Origin of the sequence: Streptococcus sp. HMSC072D03, from assembly GCF_001812855.1 — a bacterium.
GTDB lineage: Bacteria > Bacillota > Bacilli > Lactobacillales > Streptococcaceae > Streptococcus > Streptococcus salivarius_D.
In genome coordinates this window covers 24,451-42,296 of sequence record NZ_KV810610.1, presented here as the reverse complement: position 1 = coordinate 42,296, position 17,846 = coordinate 24,451, and the positions used below count along the sequence as shown (strand labels likewise).

The 17,846-nt window shown below is 40.6% G+C and carries 21 protein-coding genes; 8 read left to right on the top strand and 13 right to left on the bottom strand.

Annotated features, from left to right (window positions below):
* The first annotated feature begins 9 nt into the window (after nucleotides 1–9).
* A complete protein-coding gene (locus HMPREF2877_RS00660; protein WP_070578029.1) occupies nucleotides 10–2,886 on the top strand; it encodes a DEAD/DEAH box helicase in 2,877 nt (958 codons plus the stop codon).
* A gap of 22 nt (nucleotides 2,887–2,908) precedes the next feature.
* Here the strand turns inward: HMPREF2877_RS00660 and HMPREF2877_RS00655 are convergent, their stop codons facing one another.
* Nucleotides 2,909–3,298, bottom strand: a complete 390-nt coding sequence (locus HMPREF2877_RS00655) for a (deoxy)nucleoside triphosphate pyrophosphohydrolase (RefSeq protein WP_014634214.1) — start codon at nucleotides 3,296–3,298, stop codon at nucleotides 2,909–2,911.
* A 102-nt stretch (nucleotides 3,299–3,400) separates the two neighbouring features.
* Complete coding sequence (locus tag HMPREF2877_RS00650; protein WP_048790723.1) at nucleotides 3,401–3,709, bottom strand: hypothetical protein; 309 nt, start codon at nucleotides 3,707–3,709, stop codon at nucleotides 3,401–3,403.
* A 196-nt stretch (nucleotides 3,710–3,905) separates the two neighbouring features.
* On the opposite strand from HMPREF2877_RS00650, the gene HMPREF2877_RS00645 reads away from it, so the two are divergent.
* Nucleotides 3,906–5,240, top strand: coding sequence for an Nramp family divalent metal transporter (locus tag HMPREF2877_RS00645; RefSeq protein WP_021144417.1), 1,335 nt, complete (start codon nucleotides 3,906–3,908; stop codon nucleotides 5,238–5,240).
* Nucleotides 5,241–5,275: 35 nt separating this feature from the next.
* Here the strand turns inward: HMPREF2877_RS00645 and HMPREF2877_RS00640 are convergent, their stop codons facing one another.
* Entirely contained in the window at nucleotides 5,276–5,488 is a 213-nt protein-coding gene (locus HMPREF2877_RS00640) for a YdbC family protein (protein WP_002886106.1), read from the bottom strand.
* Between the two features lie 124 nt (nucleotides 5,489–5,612).
* Between HMPREF2877_RS00640 and HMPREF2877_RS00635 the strand changes: the two genes are divergently transcribed.
* On the top strand, nucleotides 5,613–5,897 hold the full coding sequence (locus HMPREF2877_RS00635; RefSeq protein WP_004182773.1) for a hypothetical protein: 285 nt from the start codon (nucleotides 5,613–5,615) through the stop codon (nucleotides 5,895–5,897).
* A gap of 95 nt (nucleotides 5,898–5,992) precedes the next feature.
* Nucleotides 5,993–6,532 carry a biotin transporter BioY gene (locus HMPREF2877_RS00630; protein ID WP_045768912.1) on the top strand — a complete coding sequence of 180 codons (540 nt, stop codon included), beginning with the start codon at nucleotides 5,993–5,995 and terminating at the stop codon, nucleotides 6,530–6,532.
* Nucleotides 6,533–6,577: 45 nt separating this feature from the next.
* On the opposite strand, the gene HMPREF2877_RS10460 is transcribed toward HMPREF2877_RS00630, so the two are convergent.
* The 3 genes from HMPREF2877_RS10460 to HMPREF2877_RS00620 form a co-directional block, all read right to left on the bottom strand.
* Nucleotides 6,578–6,895 (bottom strand): CHY zinc finger protein, encoded by a 318-nt coding sequence (locus tag HMPREF2877_RS10460; RefSeq protein WP_079119893.1) that lies wholly within the window; start codon nucleotides 6,893–6,895, stop codon nucleotides 6,578–6,580.
* Entirely contained in the window at nucleotides 6,895–8,181 is a 1,287-nt protein-coding gene (locus tag HMPREF2877_RS00625) for a peptidase U32 family protein (RefSeq protein ID WP_004182776.1), read from the bottom strand. The genes HMPREF2877_RS10460 and HMPREF2877_RS00625 overlap by 1 nt, the downstream gene beginning before the upstream one ends.
* A 95-nt stretch (nucleotides 8,182–8,276) precedes the next feature.
* The gene (locus tag HMPREF2877_RS00620) at nucleotides 8,277–9,206 is read right to left on the bottom strand and encodes a peptidase U32 family protein (RefSeq protein WP_045768913.1); all 930 of its coding nucleotides are present in this window, start codon (nucleotides 9,204–9,206) and stop codon (nucleotides 8,277–8,279) included.
* Nucleotides 9,207–9,444: 238 nt separating this feature from the next.
* Here HMPREF2877_RS00620 and HMPREF2877_RS00615 point away from each other — a divergent pair, with 238 nt between their 5' ends.
* Nucleotides 9,445–9,741 carry a DUF3270 domain-containing protein gene (locus tag HMPREF2877_RS00615; protein WP_002886140.1) on the top strand — a complete coding sequence of 99 codons (297 nt, stop codon included), beginning with the start codon at nucleotides 9,445–9,447 and terminating at the stop codon, nucleotides 9,739–9,741.
* Nucleotides 9,742–9,794: 53 nt separating this feature from the next.
* On the opposite strand, the gene HMPREF2877_RS00610 is transcribed toward HMPREF2877_RS00615, so the two are convergent.
* From HMPREF2877_RS00610 to HMPREF2877_RS00580, 7 genes are all read right to left on the bottom strand, one after another.
* Nucleotides 9,795–10,235: a YtxH domain-containing protein gene (locus HMPREF2877_RS00610; protein ID WP_002890570.1), complete on the bottom strand. Its 441-nt coding sequence runs from the start codon at nucleotides 10,233–10,235 to the stop codon at nucleotides 9,795–9,797.
* 12 nt (nucleotides 10,236–10,247) lie between these two features.
* Nucleotides 10,248–10,646, bottom strand: coding sequence for a DUF948 domain-containing protein (locus HMPREF2877_RS00605; RefSeq protein WP_014634205.1), 399 nt, complete (start codon nucleotides 10,644–10,646; stop codon nucleotides 10,248–10,250).
* 124 nt (nucleotides 10,647–10,770) lie between these two features.
* Nucleotides 10,771–11,562: a prolipoprotein diacylglyceryl transferase gene (lgt, locus tag HMPREF2877_RS00600; RefSeq protein WP_049553768.1), complete on the bottom strand. Its 792-nt coding sequence runs from the start codon at nucleotides 11,560–11,562 to the stop codon at nucleotides 10,771–10,773.
* The gene (hprK, locus tag HMPREF2877_RS00595; protein WP_049553769.1) at nucleotides 11,562–12,491 is read right to left on the bottom strand and encodes an HPr(Ser) kinase/phosphatase; all 930 of its coding nucleotides are present in this window, start codon (nucleotides 12,489–12,491) and stop codon (nucleotides 11,562–11,564) included. Before hprK ends, lgt begins: the two co-directional genes overlap by 1 nt.
* A 126-nt stretch (nucleotides 12,492–12,617) precedes the next feature.
* Nucleotides 12,618–12,881 carry a PspC domain-containing protein gene (locus HMPREF2877_RS00590; protein ID WP_002885986.1) on the bottom strand — a complete coding sequence of 88 codons (264 nt, stop codon included), beginning with the start codon at nucleotides 12,879–12,881 and terminating at the stop codon, nucleotides 12,618–12,620.
* Nucleotides 12,882–12,946: 65 nt separating this feature from the next.
* The gene (locus HMPREF2877_RS00585) at nucleotides 12,947–13,387 is read right to left on the bottom strand and encodes a SprT family protein (protein WP_002890560.1); all 441 of its coding nucleotides are present in this window, start codon (nucleotides 13,385–13,387) and stop codon (nucleotides 12,947–12,949) included.
* On the bottom strand, nucleotides 13,374–15,506 hold the full coding sequence (locus tag HMPREF2877_RS00580) for a Tex family protein (RefSeq protein WP_070578026.1): 2,133 nt from the start codon (nucleotides 15,504–15,506) through the stop codon (nucleotides 13,374–13,376). Before HMPREF2877_RS00580 ends, HMPREF2877_RS00585 begins: the two co-directional genes overlap by 14 nt.
* 279 nt (nucleotides 15,507–15,785) lie before the next feature.
* Here HMPREF2877_RS00580 and HMPREF2877_RS11100 point away from each other — a divergent pair, with 279 nt between their 5' ends.
* The 3 genes from HMPREF2877_RS11100 to HMPREF2877_RS00570 are packed head-to-tail and all read left to right on the top strand — an operon-like array spanning nucleotide 15,786 to nucleotide 17,640.
* On the top strand, nucleotides 15,786–15,917 hold the full coding sequence (locus HMPREF2877_RS11100; RefSeq protein ID WP_002885949.1) for an SPJ_0845 family protein: 132 nt from the start codon (nucleotides 15,786–15,788) through the stop codon (nucleotides 15,915–15,917).
* A gap of 5 nt (nucleotides 15,918–15,922) precedes the next feature.
* Entirely contained in the window at nucleotides 15,923–16,825 is a 903-nt protein-coding gene (locus HMPREF2877_RS00575; RefSeq protein ID WP_061652216.1) for a permease, read from the top strand.
* The gene (locus tag HMPREF2877_RS00570; protein WP_003093491.1) at nucleotides 16,825–17,640 is read left to right on the top strand and encodes a TIGR03943 family putative permease subunit; all 816 of its coding nucleotides are present in this window, start codon (nucleotides 16,825–16,827) and stop codon (nucleotides 17,638–17,640) included. The genes HMPREF2877_RS00575 and HMPREF2877_RS00570 overlap by 1 nt, the downstream gene beginning before the upstream one ends.
* The last annotated feature ends 206 nt before the right edge of the window (nucleotides 17,641–17,846 follow it).

Below are 17,846 nucleotides of genomic sequence, written 5' to 3'. Positions count from 1 at the left end.
GCTTATACAATGCCAGAGGGAATTAATTTATTTCAGGACACTTTGATAAAATCACTTAAGTTTGGTTTTGTTGATAACATTAAATATCAAGAGGGTGGTTATTCTCCCCAAATTCTTGTGAATAATAGTGATGAAAAGCGCTATGTCTTGACAGACCTACAGGAAGAATTGAGTAAGTGTACTGCTTTCTACTTTTCTGTCGCCTTTGTCACTAAAAATGGAATTGCCATGATTAAGTCTCAGTTATCAGATCTAATGGATAAGAAAGTGCCAGGAAAAATCTTGATTTCCCCTTATCTAGATTTCAACGACCCTGATGCAATGCGTGAGCTACTAAAACTTAAAAATGTTGAAGTTCGTTTAACGCCTGAAAAGATGCAGATGCACGCCAAATTCTATATTTTCGAACATACTGGTAAACAGGTATTGATTTCAGGTAGTTCCAACCTTACTCATACAGCTTTAAAAATTAATTATGAGTGGAATATCAAACTAACCTCTACTCATAACGGGGAGTTCATTCAAAATACCAAATCAGAATTTGACCGTATTTGGGAAAAATCAGAGTTACTAACACCCGAAATAATTGATACCTATGCTCAAAAGAGAAAGAAGGTCATTAGTCTCACAAAGATTAATGATGAAGAGAAACTCCCCTATTCAGCTGAAAAAATTGTTCCTAATAAAATGCAAGAAGCCGCACTAGAAGGACTCAGAAATATTCGTGAACAGGGAAAAGATAGGGCACTCGTTATTAGTGCCACGGGTACTGGTAAGACATTTTTATCTGCCTTTGACGTTAAACAATATAATCCTGAACGCATGTTATTTATCGTCCATCGTGAACAGATTCTCAAAAAATCTTTAATAGATTTTCAAAAAGTTCTGGGCTTTAATCCCTCTGAAGGATATATTTATCACTCAGGTGACGATTTAACTGGTAAAAAATATATCTTCGCGACTATTCAAACATTGTCACGCGAGGAGAACTTAAAAGCATTTTCAAAAGACTTCTTCGACTATATTCTCATTGACGAAGTGCATAAGGCTGGGGCTGATTCATACAAAAAAGTTATGGACCATTTTACACCGAATTTTTATCTAGGTATGACAGCAACTCCTGAACGTACTGATGGCCAAAATATCTACGAGATTTTTGACTATAATATTGCCTATGAGATTCGCTTACAAGATGCATTAGAAAATGACATGCTTTGTCCGTTCGTTTATTTTGGTGTTAAAGACATTGAAATTAATGGGAAACTTATTGACGAAAAATCAAACATCACAAACCTTACATCAGATGAGCGTGTCAAACATATTCTAAATAAAATTGATTTCTATGGTGTTTGTAATAATCAAGTTCGTGGACTTATTTTTTGCTCATCAAAAGCAGAAGCCAGAGAGTTATCAATAAAACTTAATCAACATGGAAAACGTACCATCGCATTGACTGGTGATGACGATATCAACTATCGTGAAAAGGTTGTTAAGCAATTAGAAGATGGAGAGCTAGAATATATCTTGACCGTTGATATTTTTAATGAGGGGATAGATATACCATCCGTAAACCAGGTAGTTATGTTACGTAACACGCAATCAAGTATCATTTTTGTTCAGCAGCTTGGTCGTGGACTTCGTAAGCATAAAAGCAAAGATTACGTTACTATTATTGGTAATTACAAAAATAACTATCTGATTCCAATTGCATTATTCGGTGATAAATCTATGAATAAAGATAATTACCGTCGTGAACTGCGTGAACCAAATATCTTGAGTGGTTTAACAACCGTAAACTTTGAGGAAGTTGCTAAAGAACAAATCTTCAAATCGATTACAAATACGGTTCTATCTAACATGAAAATTCTCAAAGATGCTTATACAGATCTTGAAAATAAACTTGGTAGAACGCCTATGCTAATCGATCATTTAACCTTTGATAATATTGATCCAATAGTATTTTTTAACAATAATAGCTTCAAAAACTATGCAGATGTTATTAACAAATTTTCAAACAAGTCAATAGAACTCACTGACACTGAGAGTAACTGGTTGAGTTTTATCACATTTGAACTTCTTCCTGGTAAACGAAAACATGAGCTGCTTCTACTTCAGGAACTTATCAAAAATGGTGAAGTCTCGAAAGATAAATTTATTGAGATTCTGGAAACTGAACAATTATCTACTAAAGACTCAATCATCTCCTCTGTTGAAAATGTATTAAGTCTTCAATTTCTTAAATCTCAAGAGGTAAAAAAATTCGGTACTGAACCTCTGGTCACTCTAGAAAAAAATGTTTATAAGCTCAATTCTGAGGTCCTAGATTGTTTCAAGAACTCTGATTTTGCCTTGCTTTTTAATGATGTTATTAAGGCTGGACTCTACAAAACGAATGATTATCCTGAAATATTTACAATCGGTCAAAAATATTCTCGTCGTGATGTCTGTAAACTTCTTAACTGGTCTAAGGATGAACCTCCACTTAATATTGGTGGCTATAAAATAGACAAGAACACTAACACTTGTCCAATCTTCATCACCTATCATAAAGATGATGAAATCAGTGATACTATCAAATACGAAGATGAGTTATTAAATGAAACTACTCTAAAATGGTTTTCTAAAAACAAGCGTACACTTGAGTCACCAGATGTAAAAACAATTATCAATTCCCCTGAAAATGGATTAGATCTAAAATTATTTATCATTAAAGATGATGCTGAAGGTGGAGATTTTTACTATTTAGGTGACTTAACCATCGTACCATCTACTGTTGAAGAATTAGTGCGCCCACTGGAAAGTGGTAATGAAAGTATTGTTACTATGAATTTCAAACTAGATAATCCTATTCCTGATACTCTCTATCGCTACATAACTAATAAATAAGAGCACCACATTTGTGATGCTCTTATTTTGATAACAATTCTACAGCTGGTCGGTCTACAGGTGCCCAATTCAAAGTTTTCAAGCGACTTGGCTCTAACCAAGCTGAATCCTGATGTTCTAACAAATCTAGATTTCCAGAAACGAGTTTAGCATGAAAGGTTTTCATAACAACTGTTCCAAAATCATAATCATAGGAAGCTTCATTAACGAAGGAAATAATCTCAATCTGAGAATTTAATTCTTCATGAATCTCTCGAATTAATGCTTCTTCAGGTGATTCTCCTTCTTCCAACTTACCTCCAGGAAATTCCCAGTATCCTCCTAAACTTTTTCCTTCTGGTCGTTGGGCACAAAAGATTTTGCCATCCTTTTCGATGGCTGCTGCCACAACATTAATGATTTTTTTAGACATGTAACATTCCTCCAAATAGTATTCTATCAAAAAGCTATCATGACAAGCAAACTTTAATTTGTTATGAAAAAACGCTTCTCTCATTTCGAGGGAAGCATTTTCTTATTTCCAAAATTTTGCTTTTGAAGCTGCTACCCAAGCTGATAGACAAGCTAGAGCTGCTACTGCATAGATAGCGTATTGTTTCGCAGGATAAATCCATACTTTGTTTTCTTCATGCCAGCGAGACTTCCAGAGGCTGATGTAATCTCCGGTCATTCCAGGATTTTTAAGGCGCTCCATGTAATTGGCAGGTAGGTTATCAGGCTGATTCATCTGCACGTTAATGATAAAGATAAGCAAAGCAAGCGCAATGACAACTAGGATTGCCAGGGTAATCTTTTTCTTAGCTGTTAGTTGAAATGTTTTCAATTATTTTTCTCCCTCATTTATGAAATAATCTACTCATATAGTTTAGTATAAAAAGGCAATTCTGAAAAGTCCTCTATGACACCAATGTAAGATAAGTCAAAACCTTGCACATCTTCCTCATGGTGCTATAATAAAGATGTCGGTCTGTCTAGAAATAATACACTTTTAGGCAGATATGACTTAGAAAGAGGTGTTTATGACATATTCAAAGAAGGTTTCCCTTTCTGAGGTAAACCAATCCATAGATACACCAAATAATAATCGTTTTTGGCAAAATCTTAAGGCTTTCTTAGGACCTGGGGCTCTTGTGGCAGTGGGTTACATGGATCCAGGGAACTGGATTACCAGTGTCGTCGGTGGGGCGACCTACAAGTATAGTCTGCTTTTTGTCATCTTAATTTCATCTTTAATCGCTATGCAGTTGCAACAAATGGCTGGGAAATTAGGGATTGTGACCCAAATGGACCTAGCTCAAGCGACTGCCTATCACTCGCCCAAATGGTTGCGATACACGCTTTGGGTGATTCTGGAGCTGGCCTTAATGGCGACGGATTTGGCTGAGGTGCTTGGTTCTGCCATTGCTCTTAACCTGCTCTTTGGTATTCCAATTATGGTTGCCATTCTGGTGACAGTCCTTGATGTCTTCCTGCTACTGCTCATCATGAAGCTGGGATTCAAAAAAATCGAGGCTATTGTTTCAACCTTGATTTTGACTATCTTGGTTATCTTTGTCTATCTGGTAGCCTTGTCTGAGCCTAGTATTACGGGAATCCTAGAGGGTTATCTCCCTACGCCAACGCTCTTCGAGCCACATGCTGCTGGACATACCAACCAGTTGACCTTGGCGCTTGGGATTGTGGGTGCGACCGTTATGCCACATAACCTCTACTTGCACTCATCCTTGTCACAGACTCGTAAGGTTGACTATTCTGATGGCAAAGACGTGACTAAGGCTGTCCGTTTCATGACCTGGGATTCTAACATCCAGTTGACTTTGGCTTTTGTGGTTAACTCCCTCCTCTTGATTTTGGGGGCAGCTCTCTTCTTTGGTCATGCTTCTGATATTTCAGCTTTCTCACAGATGTACAATGCTCTTCAGGACTCTAAGATTGCTGGTGCGGTAGCTAGTTCGACACTTTCAACACTCTTTGCCTTGGCGCTCTTGGCTAGTGGTCAAAACTCTACCATTACTGGTACTCTGACTGGCCAAATTGTCATGGAAGGCTTTCTCCATATGAGGTTACCGCAGTGGGTAATTCGTTTATTCACACGTCTCTTCGCCTTGCTACCTGTTATCGTTGTAGCTATTCTCTACGGTGATCAAGAAAAGACTCTGGATCAACTGCTAGTTTATTCACAGGTTTTCCTTTCACTTGCCTTGCCATTCTCTATCTTCCCTTTGATTTACTACACTTCTAAGAAATCACTCATGGGAAAACACGTCAATGCTAAGTGGAATACTTTCCTTGGTTATGCCATCGCTATTGTCCTAACCATTCTCAATCTCAAACTTATCATTGATACGTTTTAAACAAAAAATAAGGCCAGCGCCATGCTGACCTTGTTTTAGTTTTTAAAGGCGTCAACGAGAACTTGGAATTCTTCATTGCTAAGGGTAATCCCCTTACCCATCTTGGTATGGTCTGGACTCCATGTACGGATGTCATACTTAGCCGGTGCGCCATTAAAGCTCACACGATTGAGTTCCTTAGTCCAGCCCTTGTCATTCTCAGACAAGACCAAGAGTTTTTCTTCAATTTCAAATGAAAATTCTGCCATTTGCTTACCTCCACTAGCTTTATTCGTTTTTTTCTGTGAAAATTGTGTGTTTTAGAAAGAAGTTATCCACAAAATTTCACCTTTCATGCTATAATTATTTTATCAAGAAACGAGGGAAATGACCATGATAAACTTTTTAGAAGCAGTAAAGCATCAGCTTCATCAGTTTGTGGAAACAGGTCACAGCAAACCTGTCCACCTAATGCAAAATCAGCTTATTAACGATATTTATCATGCTATTGATCATAACCAAATGGTCATGCTGACATCCAATCAGAAGACCTATAAGGGCTACATCAACCGTTATGACAGAGAGCGACAAGCCATCTTTATCGAGCAAGATAAGATCATCAGCATGATTGAACTAAAAGAAATCAAACGTCTAAAAATCATATCACAACGAGGTTAAGTTTATCAGTTAACCTCGTTTTATTATGAGGTTGACTATTTCAGAAGTGCTTGTTATAATAAGTTAACTATTAATTTATGAAAGGTTAACTAAAAATGACGCAAAATCGTACATTGTCACTCATACTTCCCGCCTTCGGTGCTGCTATCATTGCCGCACTGGCTCAAATTGTTATTCCTATCGGTGCAGTTCCCATTACGCTTCAGACTTTTGCTGTTGGACTGGTTGCTGCCATCCTTAAGCCAAGAGAGGCAACTCTTGCTGCCACCCTCTACCTTATCCTAGGCGCCATTGGTCTACCAGTTTTTGCAGGTGGAGGCGGTGGACTCCAAGCCTTCTTTAGCCCTTCAGCTGGCTATTTGTTGGCTTATCCATTTTTCGCCTTTGTCACTTCAAAACTGACGCATGCTGAGACTCCTATTTGGAAAATCTTTGTGGCTTTTGTTTTGGGTGATGCACTTGTCTTTATCGGTGGTATCCTCAGCCTGCACTTTCTCGGAAAGATGGGATGGTCTGCAGCTGTGGCTGTTGGTTTGACACCTTTTATCATTCCTGACCTCTTAAAAGGTCTCATCGTCGCTTTGGTGACTAAGCCAGTCTTAAAAGCTCTTAAAAATCATAGTTACTTTAACTAAAAAAGATTGAAGACTTTGTTCATGTGAACAGAATCTTCAATCTTTTTATTTTTCAAAATAAATATCATAGTGCTTTGAACAAGCTGGGTTGAAGGCACTGTGACAATTAGGACAAGCTTCTACATCTTGATACTCCTCAATTGTCATCTCATGCCTACAAACGCCACAGATAAGGACCTTGTCCTGCTTCAATTGGCAAGGATAAGCTCGATAGATATGAGCCTCCAAGCGATCATGACACTGATAACAGGCATAATACTTCTGGCACTCGAAGCATTTTAGGGCAACAATATCTAGTGGGGAATGGTAGTGCTGACATCTACTCTGATCATCTACCAGGAGCCCATTGATTTGACTTGTCATTAGGCACGAACAGTTTTGCTTGAACCGTCTTTTTGGTAGAGGTTAATCAAACCTTCTTTAGTTGAACGAATCATGTCACCAGGTTTAACTTCTTGTGGCACGGTAATTGTAAGAAGTTCCATTGGGTTTGGTGCACGGTCAATCTTGTTACCATTGGCATCGTGAAGGTCTTTGATATCACACTCGAAATGACGGAAGCCTGGTCCGTAGAATTCAACGTGGTCACCTTCGAGGATAACGTTACGTTGACGGATAGTAGCTGTCATAGTTGCTGGATCAAAGTCTACGACTTCACCAACGAATTTGTATTGTGGAATCTTACGACGAGCTCCAAAGAGTTGTTCGTTTTCTGTTGGTGTCTTGTAGTAGAAACCTGTTGCCAATTCACGCTGGGCAACTTTCCAGAGTTCGTTAATCAAATCATCTTTGATGGCATAAAAGGCTTCTGCACTTTCCATGTAAGCGTCACAAGCAGCCTTGTAACAGTTGGCAACTGTTGAAACGTAGTGAACAGATTTCATACGACCTTCGATTTTAAGGCTGTCAACGCCATTATCAATAAGGTCTGGGATATTTTCAATCATACACATGTCAACGGCTGACATTGAGTATTCTTCAGGAACTTCACCGTGGATACTCTTTCGCTCTTGACCGAATGGCATGTCGTAAAGGTCATATTTCCAGCGACAAGACTGTGAACAACCACCACGGTTGGCATCACGGTCTGACATGTGGTTAGAAAGGGTACAGCGACCTGAGTATGAGATACACATAGCACCATGGACAAAGGCCTCAATTTCAAGATCCGTACGTTTACGGATTTCAGCCAATTCTTCCATAGTTACCTCACGTGCCAAAACAACACGGGTCAAGCCATACTGTTTCCAAAAATGGAAGGTTTCAACATTTGTCGCAGATGCTTGCGTTGACAAGTGGATGTTAAGTCCTGGAGCGTAGGTTGAACAGATTTCAATCAAGGCTGGGTCAGATACGATAACGGCATCGAGTCCCATATCACGCAATTCACGGAACCATTCACCAGCACCTTTTTCATTTCCTTCATGGGTAACCATGTTTGAAGCAACGTGCACATCAACGCCACGAGCGTGAGCGTATTCGATACCTTCACGAAGCTCATCCATGGTAAAGTTTCCGGCACGGCTACGCAAACCATAGGCTTGTCCACCAACGAAAACAGCATCTGCGCCGTAATTTACAGCGACTTTCAATTTTTCCAAAGTCCCAGCAGGTACCAGAACCTCTGGGCGTTTTTTAGTTGTAGTCATAATTTCTCCAATTTGCAAGATTGTCGATTTTAGTTTTTAGAAGGCTCCTTCGTTCCCTGAAAATGGAAAACTCACAAACGAAGGAGGAAGTATTTTTATTTTACACGGTCAGGTTCATAGTCATAGAAACCTGTGTCCAAACCACGGTTGGCTGGGTGTAATTTATGAATAGCCTCATCAAAGAGGAAGGCTTGGTCTTGTGAAAATTCACCAGCCTCGATGAGGTCACGAGCCTTCACAAAATACTCAGTGATTTTTACAAAGTTTTCACCTGGGCAATAAACACCGTCTAACTTCCAGTGATCAAAACCATGTTCAACGAGTTCTGAAAGTTTAGTCATCATATCCAAGTCATTGTTGGCAAAGATATGTGTTCCATGCAAGTCTTCATAAACTGAGTAGTGAGAATCTGGATCTCCTGGCTCAGAAAGGAAGAGGTCACGTTCTTTGGTAACAGCTTCATCCGTTTTGATAAAGTTGTAGTAGTTTTGAAGAAGCGGACGTTTTGAGTGGTGAATGATACTTGCACCATAAACCAAAACCTCAGCTGGAATTTTAAGATTTTCAGCCATGACGAAAAGTTCCGCAGATGGAATTTCACGAGCCAAAACAGCTTCAGAAGCTCCAGCTTGTTTGCCCCAGAAATTAATCTGACGGCTAGAGGTTACCATGGTTGAAGCATCATAAATCATTTTGAAGGGGCGTTTGTCACGGTTACAAATGTAGAAAACTCCTGCATCACCAACCGTGATATAATCTGCCTTGATTTCTTCAAGAAAATCAAGGTAGTCTGGAAGAGCATCCATCATACCTTGGTGCATGAGGGCGTTAACGGCAACAGTCAATTCCTTGCCAGACTCATGTACCAGCTCTGCAATCTTTCGCATCTCTGCGAATGAAAAAGGCTTAGGCAAACGAAGGCCAAAAGCTTTTTCGCCGATGTAAATACGATCTACGCCAAGTTCTAGGAGCTCACGTGCCTGCTCGTAGCTCTCAGCAGTCGCTGTAATCACTATTTTTTCCATAACTCACATTATAGCACAAATGATTTGATTTTTTTAGAATTTTTAGGCTCAAAACTCTGTATCTAAATATTTTTAATTAGTTTTTGAATACTATGATTTTTACAAAAATCAAAAAAAACTTTGCAATATAAAATTTTTGTGGTATTATTAATGAGATTCTAAATAGTGAAATACTGACTAAGTATTTTAACCTACACGAAAAAGTGATTTAGATATTTTATATAGAAAGGAGGCAGACATGGCTGACAACTTACACCGTCAATTTGATCACATCGAAGATTTCGAGACTGAGCGTCCTCAAACGACGAATTATCAAGATTATCAAGGTTTAAATAGTAATAGTATTAAGCTACAAGATATGATTTTCTTTGGACGTATCTCAAGCTTCTGTGTTTCAACAGTCCTAGTTGCCTTCCTTTTCTTGGTAGCACAGGTGGCTACCTTCTGGGCCTTCTTCTGGGCAATTACCATCAGCGTCATTGGTCAGATAGGCATTTATGTCCTGATCGAATATTATAAAGCACAAAAACGTTGACTGCTTGGTCAACGTTTTTGCGTACTAAAAAAAGCCTCATGGGCTTTCTTTTTTTATTTTGCTTCTGCTGCTTCTTCAGAGATATCTTTGATATCAATGACGATATCATCAACGATAGCTTTGGTTTCTGCTTCAACATCTGCTTGCTCAGGAGTTACTTGTGCTGTTTTCTCTTTGATAAGTTCAAAGCTCTCTTTGGCAAAGTCAGCAACTTGAGCTGTTTTTTCTTGAACGGTTTTTGTCAAATCATCTGCAGTGATTTCACCATTTTCAAATTTTGTTTTGTAGTCTTGGAAAGTATCGACTGCCAAATCTTTGTAATCGCTAGCTTTTTCCACCACTTGATTTTGATAAGCTTTAGGATCTTCTTTGAATGAAGCGATTTCTTCATCGATACGTGATTTAACAGCTTTACCTTTTTCAGTTGTAAAGAAGTAAGCTGCTGCAGCTCCAGAAGCTGCACCAATGATTAGGGTGTTTAAAAATTTACTCATGAAAAGACCTCCTTATTTTTTCTTGTCTTTTTTACTAAATAGTTTTGAAGCAACTTTACCGATAGCAAAGGCTGAACCCGCCTTACCGACACTTGCTCCTGCTGCACTTGCTTTAGCACCGAGGTAACGAGCTTCAGTATTCAAGTCAGAAACACTTTCTGAAAGCTCAGCTACTGCTACGAAAAGAGGATCGATTGTTTGAACTTTTTCATTAACATCTTCAACCAAGACGTTTGCCTTAGCCAAGATTTCATTTGTTTGATGAAGGGTTACATTAATGTCTGTACGAAGCACAGCAACTGTTTCTTCAACTTCTTTGACCACATGACGTGTACGAAGTAGGGTAGGGATCAATGCAACGAGGAACGCAGCAAGTGCGATTGCGATAATAAGAAATGCAATTTCTGCCATAGTTTAGGACTCCTTTGACCTTTTTAAAAGGTCGCTACAAGAAAACTGAGGTAAAATCTCCAGTTTCCAGTGACCTTTGTTATGATAATTTTCATTATATTATAACAAAGTCTGAGCTATATGACTAGTTTTTCATTTTATAATCTGCCTCTGGACGTTGCTTTCGCAAATATAGTAAGATAGCACCCAAGATGATAATGGCGATGCTGACCCATTGAGAAACACGCAAGCCAGCAAACATGAGGCTATCGGTACGCATGCCTTCAATGACAAAACGTCCAAGACCATACCAGATAAGGTAAAATGAGGTCACATCTCCTTGACGTAGTTTCTTATTAAAGCGTCTTAGTCCTAGGATAGTGATAAATCCGACTAAGTTCCAGAGACTTTCATAAAGAAAGGTCGGTACACGATAACTCCCATCAATGAACATCTGCTGGCGAATAAATTCTGGGACATAATTCAGATGACTAACTGCTCTTCCGTAAGCCTCTTGGTTAACAAAGTTTCCCCAGCGACCGATACTCTGAGCAAGCATAACACCAGGTGCTGCAATATCAAGAAAATCCAAGACAGCAATGGCATGACGTTTCGAAAACCAATAGAGGACAGCTGCACCAGCAATCAAGCCACCATAAATGGCAATTCCGCCATTCCAAATCGCAAAAATTTCTGAAGGATTCTGACTGTAGTAAGACCACTGGAAGATCACATAGTAGAGCCTTGCACCAACAATGGCTATAGGAAAGGCAAGAAGAATAAAATCTAGGATGTTTTCAGGGTCAATTCCCTTTTCGGGAGCCCAACGCTGAGCCAGATAAACTGCAAGTAAGAGACCAGATACAATACAGATGGCATACCAATGAATACTGATTGGACCAAGTCTTAGGGCAATTGGATCAATGGTAGCTAACATCAGTCTTCACCATTCTTACTAATGAGGTTGGTCAAACGGTCCTCAAAGGTTTTGGTTGCATCAAATCCCATTTGCTTAGCACGATAGTTCATTGCTGCAGCTTCGATAACAACTGATACGTTACGTCCTGTCTTAACAGGAATACGGACACGTGGAATCTTAACGCCTTGCAATTCGATTTCTTCGTTTCCGTTTCCAAGACGATCAAAGATCTTGCCATTTTCAAAATTCTCAAGATAAATGGCCAACTGAACTTGAGAGGAATTACGGACAGCACTAGCTCCGTAGAGACTCATGACATCAATGATACCAACCCCACGAATTTCAAGAAGATGGCGGAGGATTTCCGCGGGCTCACCCCAGAGAGTCTCCTCATCCTTAGCATAAACATCCACACGGTCGTCAGCGACAAGACGGTGACCACGTTTCACCAACTCAAGCCCTGTCTCACTCTTACCGATGCCAGAGTCTCCTTGAATAAGAACTCCCATCCCGTAGATATCTACCAAAACACCATGGACACTAGTTCGTTCAGCTAATTGCGAGTTAAGATACCAAGACATGTCACCTGAAAGCGACGATGTGCCGTTTCGTCCTTGAAGAACTGCTACACCATTTTCCTTAGCAGCTCGAAGCATCTCTTCCGGAATCTCAAGACCACGCGCCACGATAACAGCTGGAGTTTCCGCTTTAAACATATTCGCAAAAACAGAATAACGGTTGTAATCAGTCATGGTTTTAAGGTAGGACCACTCCTTCATCCCAACCAACTGAAGTCGTTCAGGTGAATAATAGTCAAAATACCCCGTCATTTCTAAACCAGGACGAGAGATATCAGCTGTTGTTATCGCTTTTGCCAAAAGCTCCTTATTTCCATAGACAACCTTGAGTTTAAGCCTATCAACCAGCATTTTAACAGTTACTGTCATGTTATTTCCTCCGATTATTTACTAGTTTCATTGTATCATAAAAAGGTTTTCAATGCGGTTCTCAAAGCAAAAAAGACCTATGACTAGCACTAAGGCCAATCATAGATCTTTTCTATTATAATTTACTCACCAATTCCACTCGTCTTCTACAGGTTCAGCGTTTTTACGTTTACGTCCATCCTTGAGTTTGATTTCGGGATAAATATCTTCTTTGTAAGGAAGGAGAAAGGCTAAAACCAAGTATAGAAAGATTCCAAACTGTGTTGAAACCATGAGAATGATAGCCAAGATACGAGCCAAAGCTAGGTCCCAACCAAACTTATCTGCCAAACCTGCAACAACACCGGCGACGAGTCTATTTTTTCGTGTTTTATAAAAACGATTTGACATGGTCTTCTTCTCCCATCATTTCTTTGATTTAATTATATGATTTTTTTAAATTAAAAAAATCAGCCCTAGGACTGATTTAGAAAAATGAGCTTACCTCGACACAGACCGCATCCAAACTTCTGTGTATTGACACGGCGTTTGCGACGGTAGATATGACCACAAGATTGGCACTGATAGAGGTAGTACTTCTCCTTTTGACCTTGCATCTTTGGAGCGTATCTAAGGCCTTCAACCTTGGCTAGTAAGTCCTTAAAATCTCTATCAACATGCTTGTAGCCCTTACCTTGAAAATAAAGGTGATAATGACAAAGCTCGTGGCGGACGATTTTTCGAAAGGTCTCAAGACCATGTTCCTCATAGAGTTTTGGATTGAAATCTAAGTGTCCATCCTTGGGAAAGAACCGCCCTCCAGTGGTCCGGAGACGCTTGTTCCACAAGGCTTGATGTTTAAATTCCCAGCCAAAATCTTCTATAGAAACAGTCTTAACATAATCAGTTAGATTCACGTGGATTCACCAAGGAGAGGTTAAGTTTTTCATGCTCCAAATCAACTTTTGATACCCACACGGTAACCAAATCCCCAACAGAAACGACCTGACTTGGGTGGTTAACGAAGCTCTTGCTCATCTCAGAGATATGGATAAGTCCATCCTCATGGACACCGATATCCACAAAGGCACCAAAGTCCACAACATTTCGGACTGTCCCTTCAAGTTTTTGTCCGACTGACAAGTCTTTGAGTTCAAGAACATCCTGACGAAGCACTGGTGCTTCAAAATCATCACGGAGGTCACGACCTGGTTTCAAAAGGTCAGCGATGATATCTTTAAGGGTTTCCTGACCAAGCCCTAGCTCTTCTGCTGTTTCTTTAAGATTAAGAGCCTTCAATTTCTCTTTGGCAGAGTCGTCCAAATCTGTGATATCCAACTGCTTGAAGAGGTCTTTTACCGCTGGGTAAGACTCTGGGTGGACCCCTGTATTATCCAAGATATTCTTGGCATTTGGGATACGGAGGAAACCAGCTACTTGTTCGAAGGCTTTGGCACCGAGACGTGGAACTTTTTTGATTTCAGCACGTGATGCAATCTCACCATTTTCCTCACGGTAGGCGACGATATTTTCAGAGATGGTCTTGTTGAGTCCTGACACATGTGACAAGAGGGTACTACTTGCCGTATTGACATTGACACCGACTTGGTTAACCACGGTATCAACGACGAAATCAAGATTTTCAGACAGTTTCTTCTGGCTAACATCGTGCTGGTATTGGCCTACTCCGATTGATTTAGGGTCAATCTTAACCAACTCGGCCAATGGGTCTTGGAGACGACGGGCAATAGAAATGGCAGAGCGTTTTTCGACCGTCAAGTCTGGGAACTCATGGCGAGCCAACTCTGATGCAGAGTAGACAGAGGCACCACTTTCATTGACAATGACATAAGAAGTTTCTGGGAAATCCTTGAGGACTTCTGCCACAAAAGCTTCACTTTCACGGCTTGCTGTTCCATTACCGATCGCAATAATCTCAATGGCATACTTTTTGATGAGGTCAGCCAAGTCTTTTTTAGCCTGTGCGATTTTAGCCTGACTTGCTGGAGCTACTGGATATATAACTTGCGTTGTAATGAGCTTACCAGTTTGGTCAACCACGGCCAACTTAGCCCCTGTACGAAAGGCTGGGTCAAAACCAAGTACCATCTTGCCTTTAAGTGGCGATACTAGAAGGAGGCTTCGAAGATTTTGAGAGAAAAGTTGAATAGCACCATCTTCTGCTGCTTCAGTCAATTCACTTCGGATACGACGCTCCATAGCTGGAATGATTTTCTTCTTGAGAGATTGATTGATAACTTCCTCGATATAGTCATTTTTTTGTTTGAAACGAGCACTGTAGAAACGGTGCATTTTCTCAAGATTGTGCTTAAAGCTTACCTTGATAACGCCTAGTTTCTCACCACGGTTAAGGGCTAACGTACGGTAACCTTGAAGTTTAGACACCTTGTCCTCAAAATCATAGTAAATCTTGAAAATTTCTTTTTCATCCAGCGATTGATCCTTGAGGGTTGAAGTGATGTCACTGTTGTTCCAGATTTCGTTGTAGGTCCAAGAGCGCAAGCTATTGTCCTCAGAAAAGGCCTCAACCAAAATATCCACAGCACCCGCAAGAGCCATATCAGCTGTTGGAAAGGCTTCAGATATCAGCTTTTCAGCTTCAGCCTTGAGGTTGGGACTATTTTGCAAGATAAGACGAGCCAATGGGAAAAGACCTGCTTCACGGGCAACCGTCGCCTTGGTGCGGCGTTTTTCCTTATAGGGGAGGTAGAGTTCTTCCACATCTGCCAACTTCTCAGCAGCTTCAATAGCTGCCTTGAGTTGGTCGGTCAATTTGCCCTGAGCCTCAATCTTGGCAAGAACTGTTTCCTTACGGTCTTGAAGAGCAGTCAAGGACTTGTCCATATCAATGATGGCCTTGATTTGCGTTTCATCCAGATTGCCCGTTTTTTCCTTACGGTAACGGGCGATAAAGGGGATGGTATTGCCTTCTGCGGTCAATTCCAAAACAGTTTCAACTTGTTGTTTTTTTAGGCCCAATTCCTGAGCCAATGTCTCTAAATTACGATTTTCCATAAGTTCTATTATACCACGAGAGGAGATTTGCTTGGGCAGAAAACCTTGTAGCTGAAGCGAGAATTTTTAAGCAAGAGGTAGTATAATAGAAAAGTAAACCTATTGTTAGGGGCTATTTCTTTCGGAAATAACGCCCTTAGTATCTTTTGTAACTGAACTCGGGCTATTTCTTTCGGAAAATAGATGCATCTTCCTAGAAGCAGAGCTTCTTCGTCTGATGCCCTAATTTTCTGTCAGAAATAACGCCCTTAGTATCTTATGTAAACTCGGAGGCTTTTTATGGCAGTTATTCAGAAAAAAACAAATGAACTTGAAAGCATGATGGCATCTTTTGCGGCTATCCCTGATTTTGAAAAGGCGGGAACTGATCCTAAGAAGGACAAACGTCTTCAAGAAGATAAGAAGAAATAATTTTTATGGCTATTTTTCATCAACTACCAGATAGCGTTCTGCAGCTTCTGGCAGTTTTTCTATCGATTATTATCGAAGCCTTGCCCTTCGTTTTGCTGGGAAGTATCCTGTCTGGCTTTATCGAGGTCTTTGTGACTCCTGAAAAGGTCCAAAACTTCCTTCCTAAAAACAAGGTCCTGGCTATTCTCTTTGGAACTCTTATTGGTTTTATTTTCCCTTCTTGTGAGTGTGGGATTGTTCCAATTATCACGCGCTTTTTAGAGAAAAAAGTGCCTAGCTACACGGCTATTCCTTTCATGGCAACTGCTCCTATCATTAATCCAGTCGTTCTCTTTGCGACCTATACGGCCTTTGGGAACTCTTGGTACTACGTGCTTTTACGTTTCGTCGGGGCTTTCTTGATTGCCATGATTTTGGGAATCTTGCTGGGCTTTATGGTGGATGACCAGATTCTCAAGGGCAACCGTAAGGTTAGTCATGTGCACGACTATAGTGGTTTGTCAGCTGGTAAGAAAACCTTTCAAGCTCTGGTTCATGCGGTTGACGAGTTCTTTGACACTGGGCGTTACTTGATTTTCGGGAGCTTGGTGGCCGCAAGTATGCAGACCTACCTACCGACCCGTATCCTCACGACCATCGGTCATAATTCAGTGACAGCCATCCTGATCATGATGCTCTTGGCTTTCATCCTCTCGCTCTGTTCAGAGGCGGATGCCTTTATCGGAGCTTCACTACTCTCTAGTTTCGGAGTAGCACCAACGGTTGCCTTTCTCATCATTGGTCCTATGGTTGATATCAAGAACTTGATTATGATGAAACACCAGTTTAAAACACGCTTTGTTGGTCTCTTCGTAGGAACTGCTAGTCTGGCGACAATCATTTACTGTCTGGTATTGGGGGTGATTTAATGTTACGTTTTCTCATCTTATCTGGGTACTTTGAGCTGGTCATGTACTTGCAAGTTTCTGGCAAGCTCAACCAGTACATTAACATCCACTACTCCTACTTGGCCTACATTTCCATGGTGCTTTCCTTTATTCTTGCTGTGGTTCAACTCATCGTTTGGATGAAGCAGATGAAGGTTCACTCGCATTTGTCAGGTCGAGTAGCCAAGGTAGCCAGCATCGTTCTCTTGGCCTTTCCAGTCCTCACGGGGCTCTTGGTGCCAACAGTGACCTTGGATGCCAATACCGTGTCAGCTAAGGGTTATCATTTTCCACTGGCGGCAGGGAGTGATCCTAATCAGGCCGACCAAGAGGGAACGACTATTCAGTACTTGAAGCCAGACACCAGCTCCTACTTCACCTCCTCAGCTTATGAGAAGGAAATGACCAGAGAGCTCGCCAAGTACAAGGGACGTGAGACCATCCAGATTACCACGGAAAATTACATGGAAGTCATGGAGCTCATCTACCTCTATCCTAACGATTTCGTAGGCAAGAAGGTCACCTATACCGGATTTGTTTACAATGACCCACAAACCAAGGGTTATCAGTTCATCTTCCGTTTTGGGATTATCCACTGTATCGCCGATTCAGGTGTTTACGGACTGGCGACGACAGGAAGTGACCAAACCTTTAAGGACAATACGTGGGTAAAAGTCACTGGTACCATCACTGTGGATTACTATCAAAATCTCAAACAGAGCCTTCCTATCCTTAATTTGACTGAGGTCAAAGAGGTCGGACAGCCTGACAACCCTTATGTATATCGTGTATTTTAAAAAGCCAAGTTCAGTTGAACTGGCTTTTTTAGTTGAATTAATCAAACTGTACAGTCACTTAAATCTTAAAGTACAAAAAAGGGGTTGTGCTTTCCGTCCAAAACTGCTCAGTTGTACAGTTACTTAAATCTTGAGAGTACAAAAACGTGGACGGTGGCCTGACAAGCGTAAGTCCGGTTGTACAGTTACTTAAATCTTGAGAGTAC